Below are 19,173 nucleotides of genomic sequence, written 5' to 3'. Positions count from 1 at the left end.
AAAGCCCTTTAAGTTAACCAGGCAATGATGTGAATAGCATGTGAAAAAACTCGGAAAGCCCTGATTTCCGTAGCATCTTTGTGTTGTCAAAGCGCAAGACACCCGTTGCAAAGTCCAAATCCGAAAAGCCGAAAAACGAAAATCCGATACCTGAAAAGTCCAAAATCCAATTCCTGAAAAACCGAGAATCCAGTACCCGAAAAACCCAGAATCCAGTACCCGGGAAAGCCCGAATCCAGTATCTATGAACCCCAATGGTCTTTACCCTGAGAACACCGATCCAGTCCCTATGAACCCGTGATCCAATCCTTATGAAACCAACGATCCACCCCTATGAACCCATGAATCCAGTCCCTATGAACCAATGATCCAATTCCCTGAAAACTGTAATCCAATCCCTGAGAACCGTGATCCAATCCAAATGAAAGCCGTCGGTGGCGCATCCGGCGCCTGTCTCTGAAACCACTGTACCACAAAACGTCTAACCCTTTACAGTGAATGAATTAACCCGCCATGACCCTGGCGGGTTTTTTGGGCTCCGGGGTGAGGGCAAGGCGTGAACCGCGGGGATAAGACCACTCCGGGGCGGCCGTAAAAGGAAACCCCTATCTTTATCCCATGAAGGATGCCAAACTCCCTACTATTAAGGAAATAGCCAAACAGCTAAATGTTTCGGTCTCCACGGTCTCGCGGGCGCTGCACGACCACCCCGGCATCGGCCTCCGGACGAGGATGAGGGTACAGCAGCTGGCGCAGCAGTTAAATTATGAACCCAACCAGACGGCCATCTTCTTCAAACAGCGCAGGACCTTCACCATCGGCGTGATCATCCCGAATCTAAAGGAAGAGTTCTTCTCCCAGGCCATCGACGGAATCGAAGAAACGGCCAGCCGCAACAAGTACAGCGTCCTCATCAGCCAGTCCAAAGACGACATCGACCGAGAGCGGCGCATCGTCACAACCCTTAAGAATAACCGCGTCGACGGCATCATCGTCTCCCTCAGCAAACAGACGACGACCTACGACCATTTCACGGCGCTGAAGAAATACAATATTCCCGTCGTCTTCTTCGACAGGGTCCCTTCGCTGCCCGACTTCAACAAGGTCTACTCCAATATGAACAGCGGCACCCGCGAGGCGATCGAGTTCCTGATCGAAAAGGGGCACCGGCGTATCGGCGTCCTCAACGGCCCCGAACAGATGCGGTCCTCGAAGGAAAGGACCGAGACCTACAAACAGGTGCTGATAAAACGCCGCCTCAAGATCGATATGGGACTCGTCGTATCCACGGACCTCACCCGCGAGAGCACGCACAGGGCCATGCAGGACCTGCTGAGCCAGCGTCCCCGTCCCACCGCCATCGTCGCGATCAACGACTATATCGCGCTCGACGCCATGCAGTACGCGCGCCAGCAAAAACTGAAGATCAACAAGGACGTCTGCTTCGTCAGCTATGCCAACCTGCCCATCACCAGCTATCTGGAGAATCCGCCGATGGCCAGCGTCGAACAGTACCCTTACGAACAGGGTGCGCAGGCCGCCGATATGCTGATCGGGATACTCTCCGAAGAGGAAAAACCGACCCGGCCCGACGAGCCGGAATCCTTCCAGAATGTCGTCATCAACGGGCAACTCATCGTACACGGAAAGAAATAAGCGCATCTGTTACCCTCTCCGCTACGCCCTCGCGAGCGAGGGCTATACCGGGGCCATTTTTTTGCGCCGCTGCCGCGGCGCCAACCTCCTTCCAGTCGGTTGTTCGCGCAACCGTTTGCGCATGGAAAGCTCCGATAACTTACCTATGTTTGGAGATAGAATAAACACCTTATGCTGGATCAGATCCTGTCTGCTTATGGTTTTTCCCCGGATTGTGAAATCATTCCCCATGGAAGCGGCCTCATCAATCGCACCTGGCGGATCAGGAGTCCGAAAGGGGATTTTGTTTTGCAGCAGATCAACAGCGAGGTATTCACCGACCCGGCGACGATCGCCGATAATATCGGGCAGGTGGGCAATTACCTGTCGAAGCACTACCCGGACGCCATATTTCCCCGGCCTGTCTTATCTCTGAAAGGTCAGCCGCTCGTGAAGGCCGGCTCGCAGGACTCAACCGCGGAGTCGCAGGCAGCGGCCCCTGCCTGGTTCCGGCTCTATCCCTTTGTCGGTAATTCCGTAACGATCGACGTCGCCGACACACCCTCACAGGCTTATGAAGCGGCCAAAAAATTCGGCGAGTTCACGCGCCTGCTGTCCGGCTTCCCGGCCCACAATCTCCACCAGACCCTGCCCGGCTTCCACGACCTGTCCCGCCGCTACCGGGATTTCCGGACGGCGCTGGACGAGGGCAATATACAGCGAATCCGCAGCGCAGGACGGCTCGATCGGCTACCTCGAATCGCAGAACAATATCGTCTCGGAATACGAGGATATCCGTGCCAATAAAGGGTTTCAGCTTCGCGTCACCCACCACGACACCAAGATCTCCAACGTATTGTTCGACCGTCAGGGCAAGGGCATCTGCGTGATCGATCTGGACACGATGATGCCGGGTTATTTTATCAGCGACGTGGGGGACATGCTGCGCACCTATCTGTCCCCGGTCTCGGAAGAGGAAAAGGACCTCACACAGATAACAGTCCGGGAATCTTATTTCAAAGCTATCGTCGAAGGGTATATGGAGGAGATGAGGGGCGAACTGACTCCGACCGAGAAGGACGCCTTCGTGTATGCCGGGGCGTTTATGATGTATATGCAGGCCCTCCGGTTCCTGTCCGACTATCTGAATGACGACGTTTACTATGGACGCAGGTACGAAGACCACAACTACGTACGCGCACTCAATCAGGCTACGCTGCTGAGAAAATACAACGAGATGGCCCCGCGGCTGCGGACGATCACCAGACAGGTCGCATTCCCTTCTTCCTCCACTCTGCAATAATATCATTATACGGCCCGAACTTGTGCTGCTGTTCGGAAAAATGGTCTACGAACGGTCCACGGTCGTAGTCGATCGACTTCTCGCCGATATTCGGATAGTCGAAATTCTTTACGGTCGGGCGGCTGTGCTGCCGGTCGTCATTGATAAAGGCCGCGAGATCCAGCGCCTCCGCGTCGGTCAGGAAAGGCTTTTCCCAGGTGGCCTTGTCATAAGGCATATTCGCCTTCAGCCACTGCGCCTCCTTGATGATCCGGTGCATGCTGCTGCCCGGCTGGTAGGAGTTCGGCCCCCACAACGGCGGATAGGCATAGGTCGACTTGTCGCCGCGCATGATCCCCTCCCCGTCGGCGCCGTGACAGCGCGCGCAGTTGGCCGCATACAGCTGCCGGCCCCGCTGCGGATCGGCGGCAACTGAAGGGAACTGCACTTCCAGATTCTTTTCTCCTTTGAAGTGAGCGCGGCCGCCCGTCGCGCCATTGATCCATTTCAGATAAGAGAGAAAAGCCACCATCTCCCTGCTGTCCAGCGGCAGGGGCCGGCCATTGTGCGGGTGCATCACGCAGTTGTTCACCCGCTCGGCCAGCGTCAGCACCTTCCCCTTCCCGCGCCCTGTACTGGGGATAGCTGGCGTGTGACGCCAATAGATTGAACGAGAACGGCTTGGTGCCCCCATTCTGGTGACAGTTGGTGCAGTTCATCTTATTCCGGGTATAGTGACCGTTGACCCCCTCGGGACCGATATAGTAGGCCGTGTTGTACATTAACTCCTTGCCATAGCGAACCAGCTCTCCAAATTTATCATTCGGGATAGCGGAGGTATCAACGGTAAGCACGGCGTCGACGACAGCCGCCTTCGGCGGAACTTCACTCACCCCATTGGTACAGGCCCAAAAGCCAGAACTCCTCCCGCGACAACTAGTAACTTTTTCATATACTATCACGGCACCAGCCAGGGCGCCACCTGTTGTTTCTTTAAAAATTCGACCCGGTAGGGCGGTATCGCCGTCTCCATATCCCATAGCAGGGTTCCCTTCCTGTTGACCAGGACGGTGATCTTTCTCTTACTGCTGCAGCACAATACCGTGCTGTCGGTGATCATATACGCGCTGCCCATCCGGTCGTTGTAAATATCCGGAGGCAGCTTGACGTGCAGGTCCATATCGGCGCTGTGTCGGGCTTCGTCCAGCCGTACCGCAAATACTTCTGACAGCCTGTTCTCGACCCCATTGTCGAAGAACATCAGCGCCCCCGAAGGGTTGATATGCACGGCGTGGGCCTGCGTAAATTTGCACTCCGCCGGCATCGCGATGTCCCCGCCCTTCCCGAATTTCCACAGCACTTTCCCCGAATGCGCGTCGACCTTCCAGATCTGTCCGTTGTTATAAAAACTAACGATGAAATTTCCGTCCCTGTCGAAGTTGAGGCTGTTCGCGTGCATCCAGTCCCGCCGGGTCTTTAGCAAATGCGGGTCGCGCAGCGGGTCGACCACGTCGAACACGCTCCAGCGCCAGAGCGCCTTTCCCGTTGAATCCAGTATCAGGATGCCGTCGCCGTTGACCGTATCACTGGCGCCGCCGCCGACCGGGCGCAGGTCCAGCAGCCGCTGGTCTACGAACAAGGTCAGATACCGCCCCAGCGAATCCTTCAGGATCTCGTGGTGGATCGAATACCGAAGGTCACCCGTCCCCTAGGAAGGTATCTCACCGTATCTCCCGTCAGATCGATCTCCGGGATCTCGCTGCCGTAGCTGGTCGGCTCGTCGTTCTTCCCCGAGGATGGACAACACTGTATGGTCGCGGGTAAAATGCGTCACCTTAAAACCCGTCCCGTCCAGCTTCGTGGTACCAGCGGATGCGGCCCTTGTAGTCGACGATATAGTCGACGCCGGGCGTCTCCCTTTTGTTCAGCAGCATAAACCCTTCCTTAAAGACCTGCGGTATCAGCGCCAGCGAATCACTGCTGTATTTGAACTGCTCCTGCAACCACATCGGCAACACGGGGGAAGCAAACCCATATGTCTTCGTCGCCACGCCGCCGGCCACCACCTGATAAGAGTACTTCGTACCCGGCACCAGGTTCAGCAGGACCATCCGGTGCTCCAGGCCCTTCGGCGAAGAAGGCGACGACAAAGCCGCTGCCTCTCCCGCGCTATCCGGCCAGTAGCGAACATAGGCGTCGACAGAGTCCGCCGTCGAAGCGTCCACTTCTATCTGAAGGGCGTTGTTATGGTGCCTTCCGATATGGATCTCCTTAACGGCGCCGCCAACGCCGTATCTGCGAGCTGGCGGCAAGCACCATACAACCTATCGCAAAATTTCTCATCATTGTCTGTCGGCATTGCTCAGATTGGGGTTCACCTGTACCTGGCTCAGTGGGTAGGGGAAATATTTATTCTTTGGCAACGAGATCGCGGGAGTCTGTCCTACGCGCGTGAGGTAGGCGTTGACGAGAACGTCGTATTTGTTCATGCGGATCAGGTCGGCCCGGCGCTTGCCCTCATAGAAAAACTCCCAGCCCCTTTCTTTCAGCAGCGCGTCCCGAAAACTATCCTTTGTATATCCTCCCGCCGGATCCAGCAGTTTCGCGTGCGAACGTCCCTTTACCTGATTGATCAGGCTAAAAGCCTCCGCGTTAGGTCCGTTGAGTTCGTTGAGCGCCTCTGCCCTGCTCAGCAGAACGTCAGCATAGCGCAGGATGTCCACGCTGTGACCATCGTAGTAAGAGGTCACGGAACCCAGCGAGTCGGCGTATTTCTTCGTGGCGATATCGGCCATATAGCTGAATCCGGGAGGCGCGGTCGCGGTCAGCGTCGGCCCCTGCTTGTAGATCAGGTCATCCACTCCTTTATACACCGGATAGAAACACCATTTCCGGTCATCCACGGTGTCGAAGCTGTTCCAGAAATCCCAGGTCACGGCATAGTACTGCCAGCGGTTCTGTACCACGGGGTGGTTCAGCGGTCCGAAGTGGTTCATCAGCTCGGCTCCGTTGGTGTTGGCGTCACAGAGCACCGAAAAGATATTCTCGCTGCACCATTTGTTGGATTCACTGAATAACCCCAGATAGGAAGGAAACAGACTGTAGGTGTTGAGGTTCATGACCTGCTGTGTAAGGTCGACTACCTTCTGCCAGTTGTTTTCACGCAGGTAGAGCTTGGCCAGCAGCGTGAGCGCCGCACCCTTCGTGGCGCGACCCACGTCGTTGGTGGAATAGATCGGATTGTTCTGGTAGTTGAGGGGCAGCACACCGGCGGCGGCCGTGAGATCGCTGACCAGCAGGCTGTCGACACTGGCGACGGGAGACGGCTTCGGCTGGCCCGTGTAGTTGGGGCTCGCCGAGGTCTTTCTCGGTAGCGAGGATCACCGGCCCGAAAGCATCGGTCAGATCGCTGTAAGCCACGGCGCGGCAGAACCTGATCTCTGAAAGGAACTGGGACTTCTCGGCGTCGGTGATACCCGTCATCGAACTGATGTTATAGATCGCGTTGTTCGCGTCAGAGACCAACTTGTAGGCGTACTGCCAGTCCTGGCCGATGAGACCGTTCGCGGAATTCCACTTGCCCCAGCGAGAGTTGTCCCGGGTCGCCGCCATAGCTGCAGTGACCGATATCGGTCGACAGATCGGTCAGCGCGAAATGGCGCACGGTCCAGTAGGTAAAGTTGTCGCCCACGCTTGGCCCCTTCAGACGGGCATAGACGGCGTTGACGGCGGCGATCGCGTCGGATTTGGTGACGAATGCGTTGGTACTGGTAAGACTGCTGTATACTTTCGGGTCCAGCGATTTGTTACAGGCGCCGAGGAATAGCACAGCCGCAACAAGAGCAAAATATCTTTTCATATCTGCAGAGTTTGAATTTTAGTGGAGAGTCAGTTTTAAACCCACCGTATAGGTGCGGAATGCGGGGAATGAGTTGAAGTCGAGGCCGCCGGCGATATTGCTGACGGTACCGTTGACGACAGCCGATCCGGAAAGGCTGCCGCCCACAGGATTGTTGCCGGCGTGAACGTTGACCTCGGGGTCCGTACCCTTATACCCGGTGATGGTCCAAAGGTTCTGACCCGTAGCATAGATCCGGATGCCTTCGAAGAAATGCAGGCGGCGGATCAGGCTTTCGGGCAGGGTATAGCCGAGAGACACCTGTTTCAACCGGACATAGGACGCATTCTCGACAAATCGCGAGTTGACATAGCTGCCATAGGTAGTCAGAAAATAGCCCTGCCTCGGCACGCTGGTACTCTCGTGGGTACCTGCCACCCACCGGTCGAGCGCCGCTGCGCCCGTAGTGGACTCCAGTACCAGTCTGTTCATGTCGTACAGATGGTATCCGAATGCACTCTGGAAGAAGACGCTCAGGTCGATCCCCCTGTAGCGGAAATCATTGCTGAAGCCCGCGATCCAGTGCGGATTGGTATTGCCCAGATAGGTGCGGTCATCGGGCGTGATCTTGCCGTCGTGGTTGACGTCCTCGAACAGCGGGTCGCCCGGTTTGGCGTTGGGCTCGGTCGTATGCTGGTCGCCGGTCTTGATGACTCCAGGTACTTGTAGCCGTAGATCTCACCCAGTTCTCTTCCCGGCACCAGTCTGGTGAATTCCTGCGCGGAAACGACGCCGCTGGGGTTGGCCGTGATACTACTGATGAAGGCGATGCTGGGGGCCAGCGACAGGGCCTTCTGCCGATTGTACGCAATATTGAAGGTGGTGTTCCAGGAGAAATCCTTCCCGCTGATATTTTCGGTATTGATGCCCAGTTCGACGCCCTGATTCTGCACGGATCCAACGTTGGCCGTCTGCGAGCCGAAGCCCCACCACTGCCCTACGGGCACCGCCAGCAGCAGGTCCTTGGTCTTTTTGTGATAGTAGTCGACGGTCGCGTTGACCCTGTTGTTGGCAAAGCCGAGGTCCACGCCGAAGTCGAACTGCGCCGTGCTCTCCCATTTCAGGTTGGGGTTGGCCAGACCCGAAGGCTCGATACCCGTAGACAAGGTGCTGCCGTCGGACAACACGGTATTGTACGGCGTAAAGGTGGGGAGATAGGAATGGTTGCCGATGCGGTCATTACCGGTAACGCCATAGCTGGCACGGGCTTTTAAGTTGGAGATCACCTTGCTGTCCTTGATAAAGCCCTCGTCCGTGAAGCGATAGGCCAGCGCGCCGGAAGGGAAAAGACCGTGCCGGTAGTTCGCTCCGAACCTTGATGATATGTCGTCACGCAGGGTGAAGGTCGCCAGGATCTTGTCGTTATAAGAATAGTTGAGACGGCCGAAATAGCTGCTCAGTTTGATCTCGTCCTTGTAGCTGCCCGGCGCCGGGTAACTCGTAGCGCCCGCGCCCAGATTGTTATTCAGGAACACGTCCGTGGAGTAGCCCTTGCTGCCCGCGAGCAACGACTGCAGAATGTCCTTCTGGTTGGTCGTACCGAACAGCGCAGTGAAGGAATGGTCGCCGATAACGTATTTATAGGTCAGGTACTGCTCGACCAGCCATCTCTCGGTGGTAAACATCTGCTCGGAGGCCACGCCGCCGTTGGCCTGACCCGCAACCAGCGAAAGGGGCAGGTACTGGCCGTTGGTGGTCTGCGAGAATTCCCCGCCGACACTGACATGATAGGTGAGGTGTTTGATGATATCGTAGTCGAGGAAGATATTGCCATTGACGAGCTTGTTACCCGAGGTATTGGTCGGCAGCAGCAGGGTGGCCATGGGGTTGTCCTTTCCGTTCAGACGGTAGTAGCTGCCGTCCTTGTTGAACTCGGGGATATTGGTACCATAGGTCAGTATCGAATACAACGGCGCGGTGATATCGCCGGAATATTTCTGAACATCGGAGTTGCTGCTCGCGATGTAGACGTTGCCGCCGACCTTCATCTTGTCGCTGACCGTCCTGTCCGCGCCGATACGGGCGCTGTAGCGGTTGAGATCCGTATTGCGAAGTACGCCCAGTTGCTTCATATAGCTGCCGTTGATATAGACATGGCCATTCCGGTCGCCGCCGCTGGCGCTGACGCTGAGGTTCTGGATCGTGGCGTTCCGCGTCGCCGGGCCATACCAGTCGGTGTTGGTGCTGGGGAAGCTGGCATTGAAAGGCGGGGTAGTGCCGTTCTCCACAGCGATCGCATTCTGTATCGACTGGTACTGGCTGCCGCTGATCAGCGAAGGCTTGTAGGTCAGTCTCTGGGTGCCGGCGGAACTGTCGACGTCGACCAGCATCTTGCCGGTCTTGCCCTTTTTTGTGGTGATCATGACGACGCCGTTGCCGCCGCGCGCCGCCATAGATAGCGGTTGCGGAGGCGTCTTTCAATACCTGTATGCTCTCGATATCGTTCGGGTTGATATAAGACCCGTTGTCGGAGGTAAAGCCGTCGATGACATACAGCGGCTGGTTAGACGTATTAATGGAGTTGCCGCCCCTCACGACGATATTCATCCCGGCGCCCGGCGAAAAATCGGACTGCTGCACCTGCACACCTGCCGCGCGGCCCGCGATGGCCTGCCCTACGTTGCCGCTGGTGCCTCCCAGGTTCATATGGTCGGCGCTGATGGAGCTGACCGATCCGGTAAGGTCCTTGCGCTTCTGCGCGCCATAACCGATAACGACCATCTCCTCGAGTTTTTTTGTGCTTTCCTGCATCGCGAATGTCAGGATGGTCAGGCTGCCGACCTTCATCTCCTGGTCTTCGTAGCCGACATAGCTGGCCACCAGCACCGGCGACTTGCCTGTTACACGAAGCCTGAAGAATCCGTTGGCGTCGGTCACAGTACCCCGCTGTGTTCCTTTTTCGTTGATCGACACACCGGACATCGCCACGCCTTTGGCGTCTGTCACAGTACCCGTAATTTCTTTGGTAACTTTAGTCTGCGCGCTGACGGATAAGGTTGCGTAGAGCATTAGAAGGAATAAGCTAAGAAGGGAAACCGTTCTCATACAATTATAGTTTTGGTCGAAATAAAAGTAGAGGTTTTCTTTATTAAAAAAATTCGGGGACCGCGACGGGTCGGCGTTTTGGGTCAATGCAAACGTTTGATATTTTCGCGCAAACGTTTGCGCATTTTTTGCCCGAAACGCCTCCTTTACCTTAGAGCATCCAAAATTCAGCTGTACATGAAAGGAATACTCTCTGTCATTGTTTGTTGCACGGCTCTTACACTGCAAGCCCAGCCAAAATGGAACGCCGATTCTCTCGGCAATATCCGCGCCGTTGTCGCCGTCACATCCGACGGCCAGTACACCCGCGTTGTGATTCCCTGGCGCCGGCCCGACGTGCATCCCGAACAGAAAAGGATCATCGTGCAGGACAGCAGTACGGGCGCTCTTGTTTCCGGTGTTGCCGTCGGCGCCATCAGCAATGCATCGGGGGAGGTCACCTTTCAGGTGCCCTCCGGCAAAGGGCTCTACTATGTCTATTATATGCCCTACCGGAATGAAGGCCGCAGCAATTATCCGAAGGGCGTCTATCTCCCTCCTCTTGCCGGTGACTGGAAGCCGGCGGGAACACCGGCTACTGCGGTATGCAGGTCCATCGAACCCATCGACTCTTTCAATAGTTATTCGCCGATGCAGGTGATCGCGACGCCTGGAGAGACCGCTGCCATCATAAAAGCCAGCGGACAGAAGGAATATCTCGTCTTCCCCGAGGACCGGCGCTATCCCATACGAATGAGGGACCGGTTGCCTCAGCGATGGACGAGCCGTGGGTATCGTGCTACTTTTGCGGGGACCGCTTCGCGGGGGAGAATTATTCTTTTCAGCTGGGGATTTACACTCTGAAACCAATATCCAGTCTACACCTTACCTTCAGCGATCTTCTCGGAGAAAATGACGCAACGATTCCGGCAGGTTCCCTATCCTGCCTAAACACTAACGGGGTCGACTATACGGGAAAGTCATTTGAAAAAACAGTCGATGTCCCGGCCGGCCAGGTGCAGGCACTCTGGTGTTTGGCGGATATACCAAAGGATATTCCTGCCGGTATTTACAAGGGCACCGTCACTATCTCACCCGCAGACGCCGCCCAGACGAAGGTCCCCATCACGCTTCAGATCAACCAGACCATCCTCGATGACGGCGGTATCGGTCAGCCCGAAGAACAAACCCGGCTGAAATGGCTGAACTCTACCCTGATGCAGGAGAATACGGTGATCGCTCCCTATACCGACCTGAAAGCTGGAAGGCAACACGATCTCACTGCTGGGTCGCCGCCTGACGCTGGCGCCGTCCGGCCTGCCCGCCCAGATACAGACTTTCTTCACTCCCGAGATGACGGGGATTGGCGCCACGCCGAGTGATCTGCTCAGTGCTCCTCTGTCCTTTGATATTGCGGGGGTTAGTGCGCTGCAGTATGATCCGGTCGTGTTTACCAAAAAAGAAGCGGGAACAGTAGAGTGGACAACGACGGCTACCGGTGATGGGGTCCGGTGTACTGACCTCGGCCCATCTGGAGTTCGACGGCTACCTCCAGTACCAGATAAGACTGGTCGCTAATGAAGCGGTTTCGTTTGACGATATCAGCCTGAACATGCCTTTTAAGAAAACGATGGCGCGGTATATGATGGGACTCGGGAGAAAGGGCGGCGACTGTCCGGATAGTTTTGACTGGAAATGGCAGGTGGCGACGAAGAACCAGGACGGCGCATGGATCGGCTCGGTCAACGCGGGTCTGCAGTATTCGCTCCGCGACGAAAAGTACTCGCGGCCGCTGAACACCAATTTCTACTTGCAGAAACCGCTGCTGCTGCCCTCCAGCTGGGGCAACGAAGAAAAAGGCGGTATCAGCATGTCGACCAACGAGAATTCATTCCTTGTCCATAACTACAGCGGCAGCCGCGCGATGAAGAAGGGCGACACGCTATATTATAATGTTACGTTCCTGATCACACCTTTCCATACTATCAATACCGACTTCCAGTGGGCAACGCGTTTTTATCACCGCTATAATAAGATCGACAGCATTGCGGCTACCGGCGCCACCGTCGTCAATATTCATCACGCGACGCCGATCAATCCCTGGATCAACTATCCCTTTATCGAGTGGAAGGCGATGAAAAACTATATCGACGAGGCGCATGCAAAGGGGTTAAAGGTCAAGATCTATAACACGGTCCGTGAATTGTCGGACAGGGCCTGGGAACTTTTTCCCGATGCGTAGCCTTGGCCACGAGATCTATTCACCCGGTAAGGGCGGAGGTTTCAGCTGGCTCCAGGAGCACGTTGGCGACGACTATATCCCCGCGTGGTTCGTCCCGGAGATAAAGGATGCGGCGCTGATCAACAGCGGCATGTCGCGCTGGCATAACTATTATGTGGAGGGGATGAACTGGCTGGTGCAGAATGTCGGGATCGACGGCATCTATCTGGACGATGTAGCCTTTGATCGCGTGACGATGAAGCGGATCAAACGGGTCCTGACCCGCGACGGGCACCCCGGTATCATCGACCTCCACTCCGCCAACCAGTACAACAAGAGCGACGGTTTCAACAACAGCGCCAATCTCTATATGGAGCATTTCCCCTATCTCAACCGGCTGTGGTTCGGGGAATATTTCGACTATGAGAAGAACGATCCTTCCTTTTTTCTGACTGAAGTTAGCGGAATACCGTTTGGGCTCATGGGCGAGATGCTGCAGGACGGCGGCAACCCCTGGCGGGGAATGGTCTATGGGATGACGAACCGGATGCCCTGGTCGGATAATGCGGACCCGCGGGCCATATGGAAAGTATGGGATGAGTTTGGGATGAAGGGGACGGAGATGATTGGGTATTGGAGTGGGCGTTGTCCTGTGTCGACCACTAATAATAACATTCTCTCTACCGTTTATAAGAGGCGGAACGCTGCCCTCGTCGCGATCGCGAGTTGGGCCTTATCCGACACCACCGTCAGGCTTAAGATCGACTGGGCGCGGCTGGGCATCGACTCTTCCCGCGCCGTGATCGAGGCGCCGGCGATCCGCAATTTCCAGCCCGCGGCGGACTTCCGGCCGGGCGACGCGATCAGCGTCGGTAAAGGAAAAGGCTGGCTGCTGATCATCAAAGCCGCACCGGCAGTCGCTAAAGTTCAGGAATATAAAAAAGACTTCCCGACCTATCCATTTTCCGACCCCAGCCCCATCCCGATGAACACGGCGGTATATCCGTATTTCCGTTATGACGGGTTCACGACCAAGGCCGTCGACAAACAATGGAAGGTCGTGGAGCTGGAGAACCAGTGGATACGCCTGCTGATCCTTCCCGAAATTGGCGGCAAGGTCTGGGCTGCCATCGAGAAGTCGACGAACAAGCCCTTCCTTTATTACAACCACGCGGTCAAGTTCCGCGATATCGCTATGCGGGGCCCCTGGACCAGCGGCGGCCTGGAAGCCAACTACGGCATCATCGGCCATACCCCCAACTGCGCGACGCCGGTGGACTACCTGACGCGGACCAACGACGACGGCAGCGTCAGTTGTTTTATCGGCACGCTCGACCTGCTGACCCGCAGCTATTGGCGCGTGGAGATCCGCTTGCCCGCCGACAAGGCCTATTTTACGACCCGCTCGTTCTGGTACAATGCCACGCCACTCTACCAGCCCTATTATCACTGGATGAACGCGGGTCTCAAGGCGGATGGCGACCTGGAGTTCGTGTATCCCGGCAACAAATACCTCGGTCATAACGGCGAATATGGCAGCTGGCCAATCAATCCTGCCAACGGGAAGAACGTCGCCTTCTATAAGAACAATGATTTTGGCGGATACAAGTCATATCACGTCTTTGGCAAGTATACCGATTTCGCCGGGGCCTACTGGCATAACGACGACTACGGCATGGTGAGGTATGGCACACACGATGACAAGGCCGGGAAGAAGATCTGGATCTGGGGGCTCTCGCGGCAGGGGATGATCTGGGATCGGCTGCTCACCGACACAGACGGCCAGTATGTGGAGCTGCAGTCGGGCCGCCTGTTCAATCAAAATACGGGAGAAGAGCAGCCTGACGCCTTTCAAGCACCTCGGCCTGGCGCCTTTCCAGACGGACAGCTGGAAGGAGTACTGGTATCCGGTGCTGGGCACGCGCGGAATCGTGTCGGCCAGCGATGTCGGCGCGCTGAATATCGTGCGGGAAGGGGGTTGGGTGAAGATCCGCTTTCACCGACGCAGGCGATCGACGATACGCTGCGGGTCGGTTCTTATCTCAGGGCGTTGCATCTGGCGCCGCTGCAGTTGTTTGTAGATTCGTTCTCTTTGGCGGGCCCGGATTCGCTGACTGCCACCCTCGGACGCCAGCTACTAACCTGGTCTTCGTCTCCGACGGCGGGTGACTTGTCGCGTCCGGTCGACGCACCCGCGAATTTTGACTGGACTTCGGCTTACGGCCACTACCTCGCCGGGTGTGAGGATATGGACCAGAAGAACTATGCGGGAGCGGAGGCTTCGTTCGACAGCGCGCTTTTGCGGGACGCGTGGCTGCTGCCGGCGCTGGTGAAGAAGGCCGGGCTGCTGTATCGCAATATGCGGTATGCGGAGGCGCTGGATTACTCGCGGCGCGCGCTTAGCGTCAATACCGAAGACGGCGGCGCCAATTTTATTTATGGGCTCGTGAATATGCAATTGGGGAAGAATGCGGACGCCGCCGATGGATTTGACATCGCGAGCCTGAGTCCGGCCTGGAGGAGTGCGGCGTATACGCAGCTGGCACGGCTGTATTTGATTTCCGGAAATTGGCCCCGGGCGGCCGTGTCTGCCGAAAAAGCGCTTGTGGCGCAGCCGCAGAATATGGACGCGCTTCAATTGCAGGCCGTGATTGCGCGTCAGCGCGGGGATTCCCGCTCGTGGCGCTCGACGCTGGCGACGCTGCTGCGACGCTGGATCCACCTAAATCATTTCGCGAGATTCGAAAACGAAGGCGCAGCCGTCACGGCGCTGATCCGCAACGAACTGCCGCAGGAGACCTACCTCGAGCTGGCCATCTGGTATCATGGCTGCGGGCTTTCCGGCGATGCCATCCGCGTACTGGCGCTTGCTCCGCCGGTGGCCGAGGTGAAGATCTGGCAGGCCTGGCTTACGCACTCGAGCCGCTGGATACGACGGCGCTCGATCCGGTGCGGGCTTTTCCTTTCGTTCGGAAACAGCGGCCGTGCTCGAGTCCATGGTTGGCAAGGGCTCGTCGTGGCTGCTTCGATACCAACTGGCGTTGATCTACAGAGACCGCAACAGACTCGATGAAGCGCGGCGGCTGGTAGCGGGGCTGAGTCCTTCGTTCGCGCCTTTTTATGCATTCCGCGCGGTGCTGGATTCTTCGGGCGCCGAGGCGGACCTTGAGAAGGCAGTTGCGCTCGATCCGACATGGAGGTATACGAAACTGCTTGCGGAGTATGAGCTGGTGCATGGAAATATATCCCACGCCGTTGCACTGGCGGGAAACTTCTATTCATCACATCCCGACAACTATATCATGGGTCTGTTGTATGCCAGGTCACTCCTGGCCAGCCGACAATACGCCACCAGTGTCGGGGTTCTGCGCAAGTTGACGATTATTCCATTCGAAGGCGCCACCGTCGCCCACGACGTGTATCGTGATGCGTTGCTGGCACAAGCCGAAGAATGCGTTCAAAAGCGCCAGTTTGATAAGGCGAAGCGGCTCGTCGCCGCAGCGAAGCAATGGCCCGAGAATCTCGGTGTCGGCGAGCCATATCCCGCCGATCAGGACCTGCGCCGCGAGGACGAGTTGTTGAAGGCTATTTCTGGAGCGGTAGAATCGGATGCCATCGCGTGGCTTTTTACCCAGTCGTCGGCAAAATACTTCCCCCATTCCTGGATAAAGTGATCGAACTGGTATTCAGTCTCGCAGCTGAGGATAAATTCCTTAGTAGGACGGTACGCCCTCATAAATGTATCGATCGCCGGTGTGTCCAGCCCGGTAATGTGGTGTACCAGGGACCTGTTCCAGCGGTGGTCGATATATTTTTCATCCTCTTCGTATTCCAGTCTTTTCTGCAGCGCCAGCATCTGTCTGTTCTTCCTTCCGTCGAGCAGCATGTCGAAATCGATCCCAACGCCCAGACCGCGGCCACCGCGGCCCGATTTAAGTCCGTCGACATAACCCTTGTCATAGTCGAATACCTTTTTATATTCCCTTCGGTTCTCCAGGGAGTCCAGCAGGTAGTTGTGTGAACGAACGAATACAGCAGGCAGCGAGTCGACCGCAATGTCCAGGCTCATGTCGAAGGGGATTCCCTCCGGGATCTCTTTTACCGGTATTTTTGCCGTAGCCCGGCCCAGATAGGAAAAGGATACGCTATCGCCCGCGGGGAGGCTGATGCTGTAGCGTCCGAGGGTGTCGGTGGTGGTTCCCTTGCCCGAGGTCCCGACTACGCTGACGCCCTGCAGGGTAAAACGCGCGGAAGCGTCGTAGATGGTACCGGTCAGGCGGACGTTTTGCGATTCCGCCGCGACGCATGAAAATAAGATGAGGAGCAGAAGTTTTGCCTGTTTCATTTGCGGCTACCAAACTAACGCGGCACCTGCCGGGATGACGATAACGGCTCGTTATTTAACAATTTATTTACCGGCTGGGCTCCAGTGGCCTCTCCGACGAGCTGTTTTAATGTTGTATATCTTTCGCCGCGTCCGTCGTTCTTAATATACACCGTCATCAGAAATGCGCAGTAGCCTTTGTCCCTGTCCACCCACGGGAAACTGCCGAACAGACCCGGACTCGTCACCGCCGTCCCCATGATCCACTCGCCGTAGCCATACCCGAGACCGTTGAGGCCAAGCGCCTGCGCCGGTGAATACGCGATGGTCACGTCCGGAGTGATCCTGTTGATCTGCATCTCATTTATGCTTGTTTCGCTGAGAATCCGATGCCCCTTATACATTCCCTTGTCGAGTATCATCACCAGAAAATGCATATAGTCTTCCGGCGTGCTCCCCGCGCCGCCCGCGGGCATTGCTACCGGTCCCTTTCCAAAATCCGTATTCTTCATCTCCAGCGGCTGCGCGATGCGCTCCGCGAAAAGCGTCTCAAACGACTTCCCGCCGATCTTTTCCAGAATGGCTCCCGCGATCTGAAGACCGGCACTGCTGTAGTGAAATACTTTTCCCGGCTGGCCCTCCATGGGCATGTCCGCGATGGTCGCTATCGCCTGGTCCATGCTGGCGATGTTTCTCATTTCCTTTATCGACTGCTTCAGCGGTGGCTCGTTGATGCCCGTGAGATGGGACAAACATTCGCGAACCGTGATCCCGCCCTTTCCGTGTTCCGACAATACCGGCAGATATTTTCCTACCGTGTCATTTAAGTCCAGCCTCCCCTCGTCCACAAACGTCATCACGAGCGCGGCGCTCAGCCACTTGCTGCAGCTCGCAATGGGCTGCCGGCTCTCAATGGTATAGTCGCCCGGATCCGTTTCCTTCCCCGGCGTCTGCTGATGAACTTGGTGACCATCTTCTGCCGGCGGCTCATGTCATTCACCGACCTCATATACGCTACCTTACCATCCTTATACACCACGAGGATGGCCCGGCCACCCATCTCCTTCGCGTTATCCGCCATCCAGTCGTCCAGCTTCCCCCAGCGATCCTGCGCGCTGACGCGGCCGACGCCGGCGACGCTCAATAGTAGTATTAGGTATACTCCCGGTAGCCTCATATAAGATGGTTTGGAGTAATAGACTGACGGGGGTGAAAAAAGTTTAATGTTCTCTACTCCTTCTTCCACGTATATCCATCGTACTCCACAAAATCACTCTGTCTTGTCTCCACACCCGTCACCTTTCCATCCTTCACAATGAACTTCGTCGAATAGATGCCATACTCGATATTGTCGTAGGACAATAACCACTCCCCATTGTCCATATACTCCATCTTCGCGGTCAGGTTGTCGTGACTGTTGAACTTCAGCGCGAGCGCCCCCCATTCTGACGAATATCCATCGAACCATATACCGGATTGCTGTAGTGGCCGGTGTAGGCGGATAAAGGCAGCGGAGGCTTCGCGCCGGTAACGCGGGCCTTCCAGCCGTTGATCGTGGCCAGCGTGTCCTTCATCACCCGGCGGAAACCGGGAAGGGCGGCAGCGCTTCGGTTCCTGTAAGGGACGCCGAGATAGGCGTCGAGTATCTGGTGCCGCAGCAGGACGAAAAAATCCTGGTTGTCCTGGTTCGTGAGTATGGCCAGCCCAAGGCGTTCGTCGGGAATGAACGTCAGGATGCTCACCATCCCCGCGGCTCCGCCGGTATGCCAGTAGGTCTGGTGGCCGTTGTAGTCGCTGACGACGAGGCCGAGGCCATAGCCCATGAAGTTCTGCGGAACTTCGGAAGACTTGCGGCTCGTCATCAGGGAGTTGATGTCGCGCGTGGCGAGCATCGCCTGGAAGGGAACCACCCTCGTTCCTTGCCAGCGCCCGCTGTCCAGCTGACACTGCAGCCAGTGGCTGAGGTCGGCGACGGTACTGATCAGGTCGGCGGCGGGTCCGAGATTGTCCCAGTGGTCAGGCGGTACCGGATGCAGGTCTCCGGTAAAGGCAGTGGTATATGGCGTGGGCAGTCGTACCGTGGATGGCACCAGCCGCAGGCTCGTATAGGTGTTGGTCATCTGCAGCGGCGTTAGCAGGCTGTCCTGTATATAGTCTTCCCAGGCCTTGCCCGCAACTTTCGGGATGATTTGTCCCGCCGTCAGAAAACAGCTGTTGCAGTATCCCCAGGTCTGCCGGAAGGGACGCGACGGCTTTAGCAGCCGGATACGGCGGATGATCTCCTCCCGGCTAAGGTTGCTGTTCCAGAAAGTAAAATCGCCCTGAAAAGTTTTTGTGCCGATACGGTGGCTGAGGATATCGCGTATGGATACCAACTGGCTGGCAACCGGGTCGAATAACCGAAAGTCGGGGATGTATTTGGAGACCTTGTCGTCCAGAGACAACTTGTGGTCGTACTCCAGCTGAGCAAGCGCCGTAGCGGTAAACAGCTTCGTATTACTGGCGATCATGAAGGGCGTGTTCTCGTCCACCGGTTCGCCCGTCTTCAGGTCTTTCACTCCATACCCTTTTGCAACGACCACTTTTCCGTCCTTTATGATGACCAGTGCCAGCCCCGGCACCTGCCAGTCCTTCATACCCTGACGCACGTAGGAGTCGAGGCTGTCGGTGACAAAAGATGGGGTCTGCGCGAAAAGGACGCAGGGCAAAAGAAGCCAGACGGACAGCAGCAGTCGCACCGGGAGGGGTTGGTTCTCATATTCATTATTTGGTCTAAAATAACGTAATTT

At 56.5% G+C, this 19,173-nt stretch carries 19 protein-coding genes and 2 pseudogenes; 7 read left to right on the top strand and 14 right to left on the bottom strand.

Annotated features, from left to right (window positions below; genetic code table 11):
• The first annotated feature begins 618 nt into the window (after positions 1–618).
• From ACQ86N_RS04415 to ACQ86N_RS04405, 3 genes are all read left to right on the top strand, one after another.
• Positions 619–1,656 carry a LacI family DNA-binding transcriptional regulator gene (locus ACQ86N_RS04415; RefSeq protein WP_431214119.1) on the top strand — a complete coding sequence of 346 codons (1,038 nt, stop codon included), beginning with the start codon at positions 619–621 and terminating at the stop codon, positions 1,654–1,656.
• Positions 1,657–1,827: 171 nt separating this feature from the next.
• Positions 1,828–2,442, top strand: coding sequence for a phosphotransferase (locus ACQ86N_RS04410; RefSeq protein ID WP_431214118.1), 615 nt, complete (start codon positions 1,828–1,830; stop codon positions 2,440–2,442).
• Entirely contained in the window at positions 2,348–2,938 is a 591-nt protein-coding gene (locus ACQ86N_RS04405) for a phosphotransferase enzyme family protein (protein ID WP_431217988.1), read from the top strand. Before ACQ86N_RS04410 ends, ACQ86N_RS04405 begins: the two co-directional genes overlap by 95 nt.
• Here the strand turns inward: ACQ86N_RS04405 and ACQ86N_RS04400 are convergent.
• From ACQ86N_RS04400 to ACQ86N_RS04360, 9 genes and pseudogenes are all read right to left on the bottom strand, one after another.
• Positions 2,895–3,530 carry a c-type cytochrome gene (locus tag ACQ86N_RS04400; protein WP_431214117.1) on the bottom strand — a complete coding sequence of 212 codons (636 nt, stop codon included), beginning with the start codon at positions 3,528–3,530 and terminating at the stop codon, positions 2,895–2,897. The two genes, ACQ86N_RS04405 and ACQ86N_RS04400, sit on opposite strands and share 44 nt — an antisense overlap.
• Before the next feature lie 345 nt (positions 3,531–3,875).
• Entirely contained in the window at positions 3,876–4,601 is a 726-nt protein-coding gene (locus ACQ86N_RS04395; RefSeq protein ID WP_431217987.1) for an aryl-sulfate sulfotransferase, read from the bottom strand.
• 151 nt (positions 4,602–4,752) lie between these two features.
• On the bottom strand, positions 4,753–5,229 hold the full coding sequence (locus ACQ86N_RS04390; RefSeq protein WP_431214116.1) for a fibronectin type III domain-containing protein: 477 nt from the start codon (positions 5,227–5,229) through the stop codon (positions 4,753–4,755).
• 30 nt (positions 5,230–5,259) lie between these two features.
• On the bottom strand, positions 5,260–6,183 hold the full coding sequence (locus tag ACQ86N_RS04385) for a RagB/SusD family nutrient uptake outer membrane protein (protein ID WP_431214115.1): 924 nt from the start codon (positions 6,181–6,183) through the stop codon (positions 5,260–5,262).
• The gene (locus tag ACQ86N_RS04380) at positions 6,077–6,529 is read right to left on the bottom strand and encodes a RagB/SusD family nutrient uptake outer membrane protein (RefSeq protein ID WP_431214114.1); all 453 of its coding nucleotides are present in this window, start codon (positions 6,527–6,529) and stop codon (positions 6,077–6,079) included. The genes ACQ86N_RS04385 and ACQ86N_RS04380 overlap by 107 nt, the downstream gene beginning before the upstream one ends.
• On the bottom strand, positions 6,432–6,776 hold the full coding sequence (locus ACQ86N_RS04375; RefSeq protein ID WP_431214113.1) for a hypothetical protein: 345 nt from the start codon (positions 6,774–6,776) through the stop codon (positions 6,432–6,434). Before ACQ86N_RS04375 ends, ACQ86N_RS04380 begins: the two co-directional genes overlap by 98 nt.
• An 18-nt stretch (positions 6,777–6,794) precedes the next feature.
• Positions 6,795–7,247, bottom strand: coding sequence for a hypothetical protein (locus ACQ86N_RS04370; protein ID WP_431214112.1), 453 nt, complete (start codon positions 7,245–7,247; stop codon positions 6,795–6,797).
• A gap of 41 nt (positions 7,248–7,288) precedes the next feature.
• Entirely contained in the window at positions 7,289–9,208 is a 1,920-nt protein-coding gene (locus tag ACQ86N_RS04365; protein ID WP_431214111.1) for a SusC/RagA family TonB-linked outer membrane protein, read from the bottom strand.
• A gap of 52 nt (positions 9,209–9,260) precedes the next feature.
• Positions 9,261–9,737 (bottom strand): annotated as a pseudogene (locus ACQ86N_RS04360) (carboxypeptidase-like regulatory domain-containing protein); the annotation flags it as partial.
• 300 nt (positions 9,738–10,037) lie between these two features.
• Between ACQ86N_RS04360 and ACQ86N_RS04355 the strand changes: the two are divergent.
• The 4 genes and pseudogenes from ACQ86N_RS04355 to ACQ86N_RS04340 all read left to right on the top strand — a co-directional run bounded on the left by ACQ86N_RS04355 (position 10,038) and on the right by ACQ86N_RS04340 (position 15,133).
• Positions 10,038–11,221 (top strand): annotated as a pseudogene (locus tag ACQ86N_RS04355) (glycoside hydrolase domain-containing protein).
• Positions 11,115–11,417, top strand: a complete 303-nt coding sequence (locus tag ACQ86N_RS04350) for a glycoside hydrolase domain-containing protein (protein WP_431217986.1) — start codon at positions 11,115–11,117, stop codon at positions 11,415–11,417. The pseudogene ACQ86N_RS04355 and the gene ACQ86N_RS04350 overlap by 107 nt, the downstream one beginning before the upstream one ends.
• A complete protein-coding gene (locus ACQ86N_RS04345) occupies positions 11,341–12,081 on the top strand; it encodes a glycoside hydrolase domain-containing protein (protein WP_431217985.1) in 741 nt (246 codons plus the stop codon). Before ACQ86N_RS04350 ends, ACQ86N_RS04345 begins: the two co-directional genes overlap by 77 nt.
• Positions 12,074–15,133 (top strand): glycoside hydrolase domain-containing protein, encoded by a 3,060-nt coding sequence (locus ACQ86N_RS04340; protein WP_431214110.1) that lies wholly within the window; start codon positions 12,074–12,076, stop codon positions 15,131–15,133. The genes ACQ86N_RS04345 and ACQ86N_RS04340 overlap by 8 nt, the downstream gene beginning before the upstream one ends.
• 477 nt (positions 15,134–15,610) lie before the next feature.
• Here the strand turns inward: ACQ86N_RS04340 and ACQ86N_RS04335 are convergent, their stop codons facing one another.
• Genes ACQ86N_RS04335 through ACQ86N_RS04315 form a run of 5 tightly spaced genes read right to left on the bottom strand, consistent with a single transcriptional unit; the run spans position 15,611 to position 19,122 of the window.
• Positions 15,611–16,405 (bottom strand): hypothetical protein, encoded by a 795-nt coding sequence (locus tag ACQ86N_RS04335; RefSeq protein ID WP_431214109.1) that lies wholly within the window; start codon positions 16,403–16,405, stop codon positions 15,611–15,613.
• 14 nt (positions 16,406–16,419) lie between these two features.
• Positions 16,420–17,259, bottom strand: a complete 840-nt coding sequence (locus tag ACQ86N_RS04330; protein WP_431217984.1) for a serine hydrolase domain-containing protein — start codon at positions 17,257–17,259, stop codon at positions 16,420–16,422.
• Positions 17,256–17,561 (bottom strand): hypothetical protein, encoded by a 306-nt coding sequence (locus ACQ86N_RS04325; protein WP_431214108.1) that lies wholly within the window; start codon positions 17,559–17,561, stop codon positions 17,256–17,258. Before ACQ86N_RS04325 ends, ACQ86N_RS04330 begins: the two co-directional genes overlap by 4 nt.
• Before the next feature lie 53 nt (positions 17,562–17,614).
• The gene (locus tag ACQ86N_RS04320) at positions 17,615–17,776 is read right to left on the bottom strand and encodes a hypothetical protein (RefSeq protein ID WP_431214107.1); all 162 of its coding nucleotides are present in this window, start codon (positions 17,774–17,776) and stop codon (positions 17,615–17,617) included.
• A 32-nt stretch (positions 17,777–17,808) separates the two neighbouring features.
• A complete protein-coding gene (locus ACQ86N_RS04315; protein WP_431214106.1) occupies positions 17,809–19,122 on the bottom strand; it encodes a serine hydrolase in 1,314 nt (437 codons plus the stop codon).
• Between the last annotated feature and the right edge of the window lie 51 nt (positions 19,123–19,173).

Source organism: Puia sp. P3 (assembly GCF_050632245.1).
In the GTDB taxonomy this organism is placed as follows: Bacteria; Bacteroidota; Bacteroidia; order Chitinophagales; family Chitinophagaceae; genus Puia.
The sequence above is the reverse complement of the archived record's forward strand: the minus strand, read 5'-3'. Positions and strand labels throughout refer to the sequence as shown.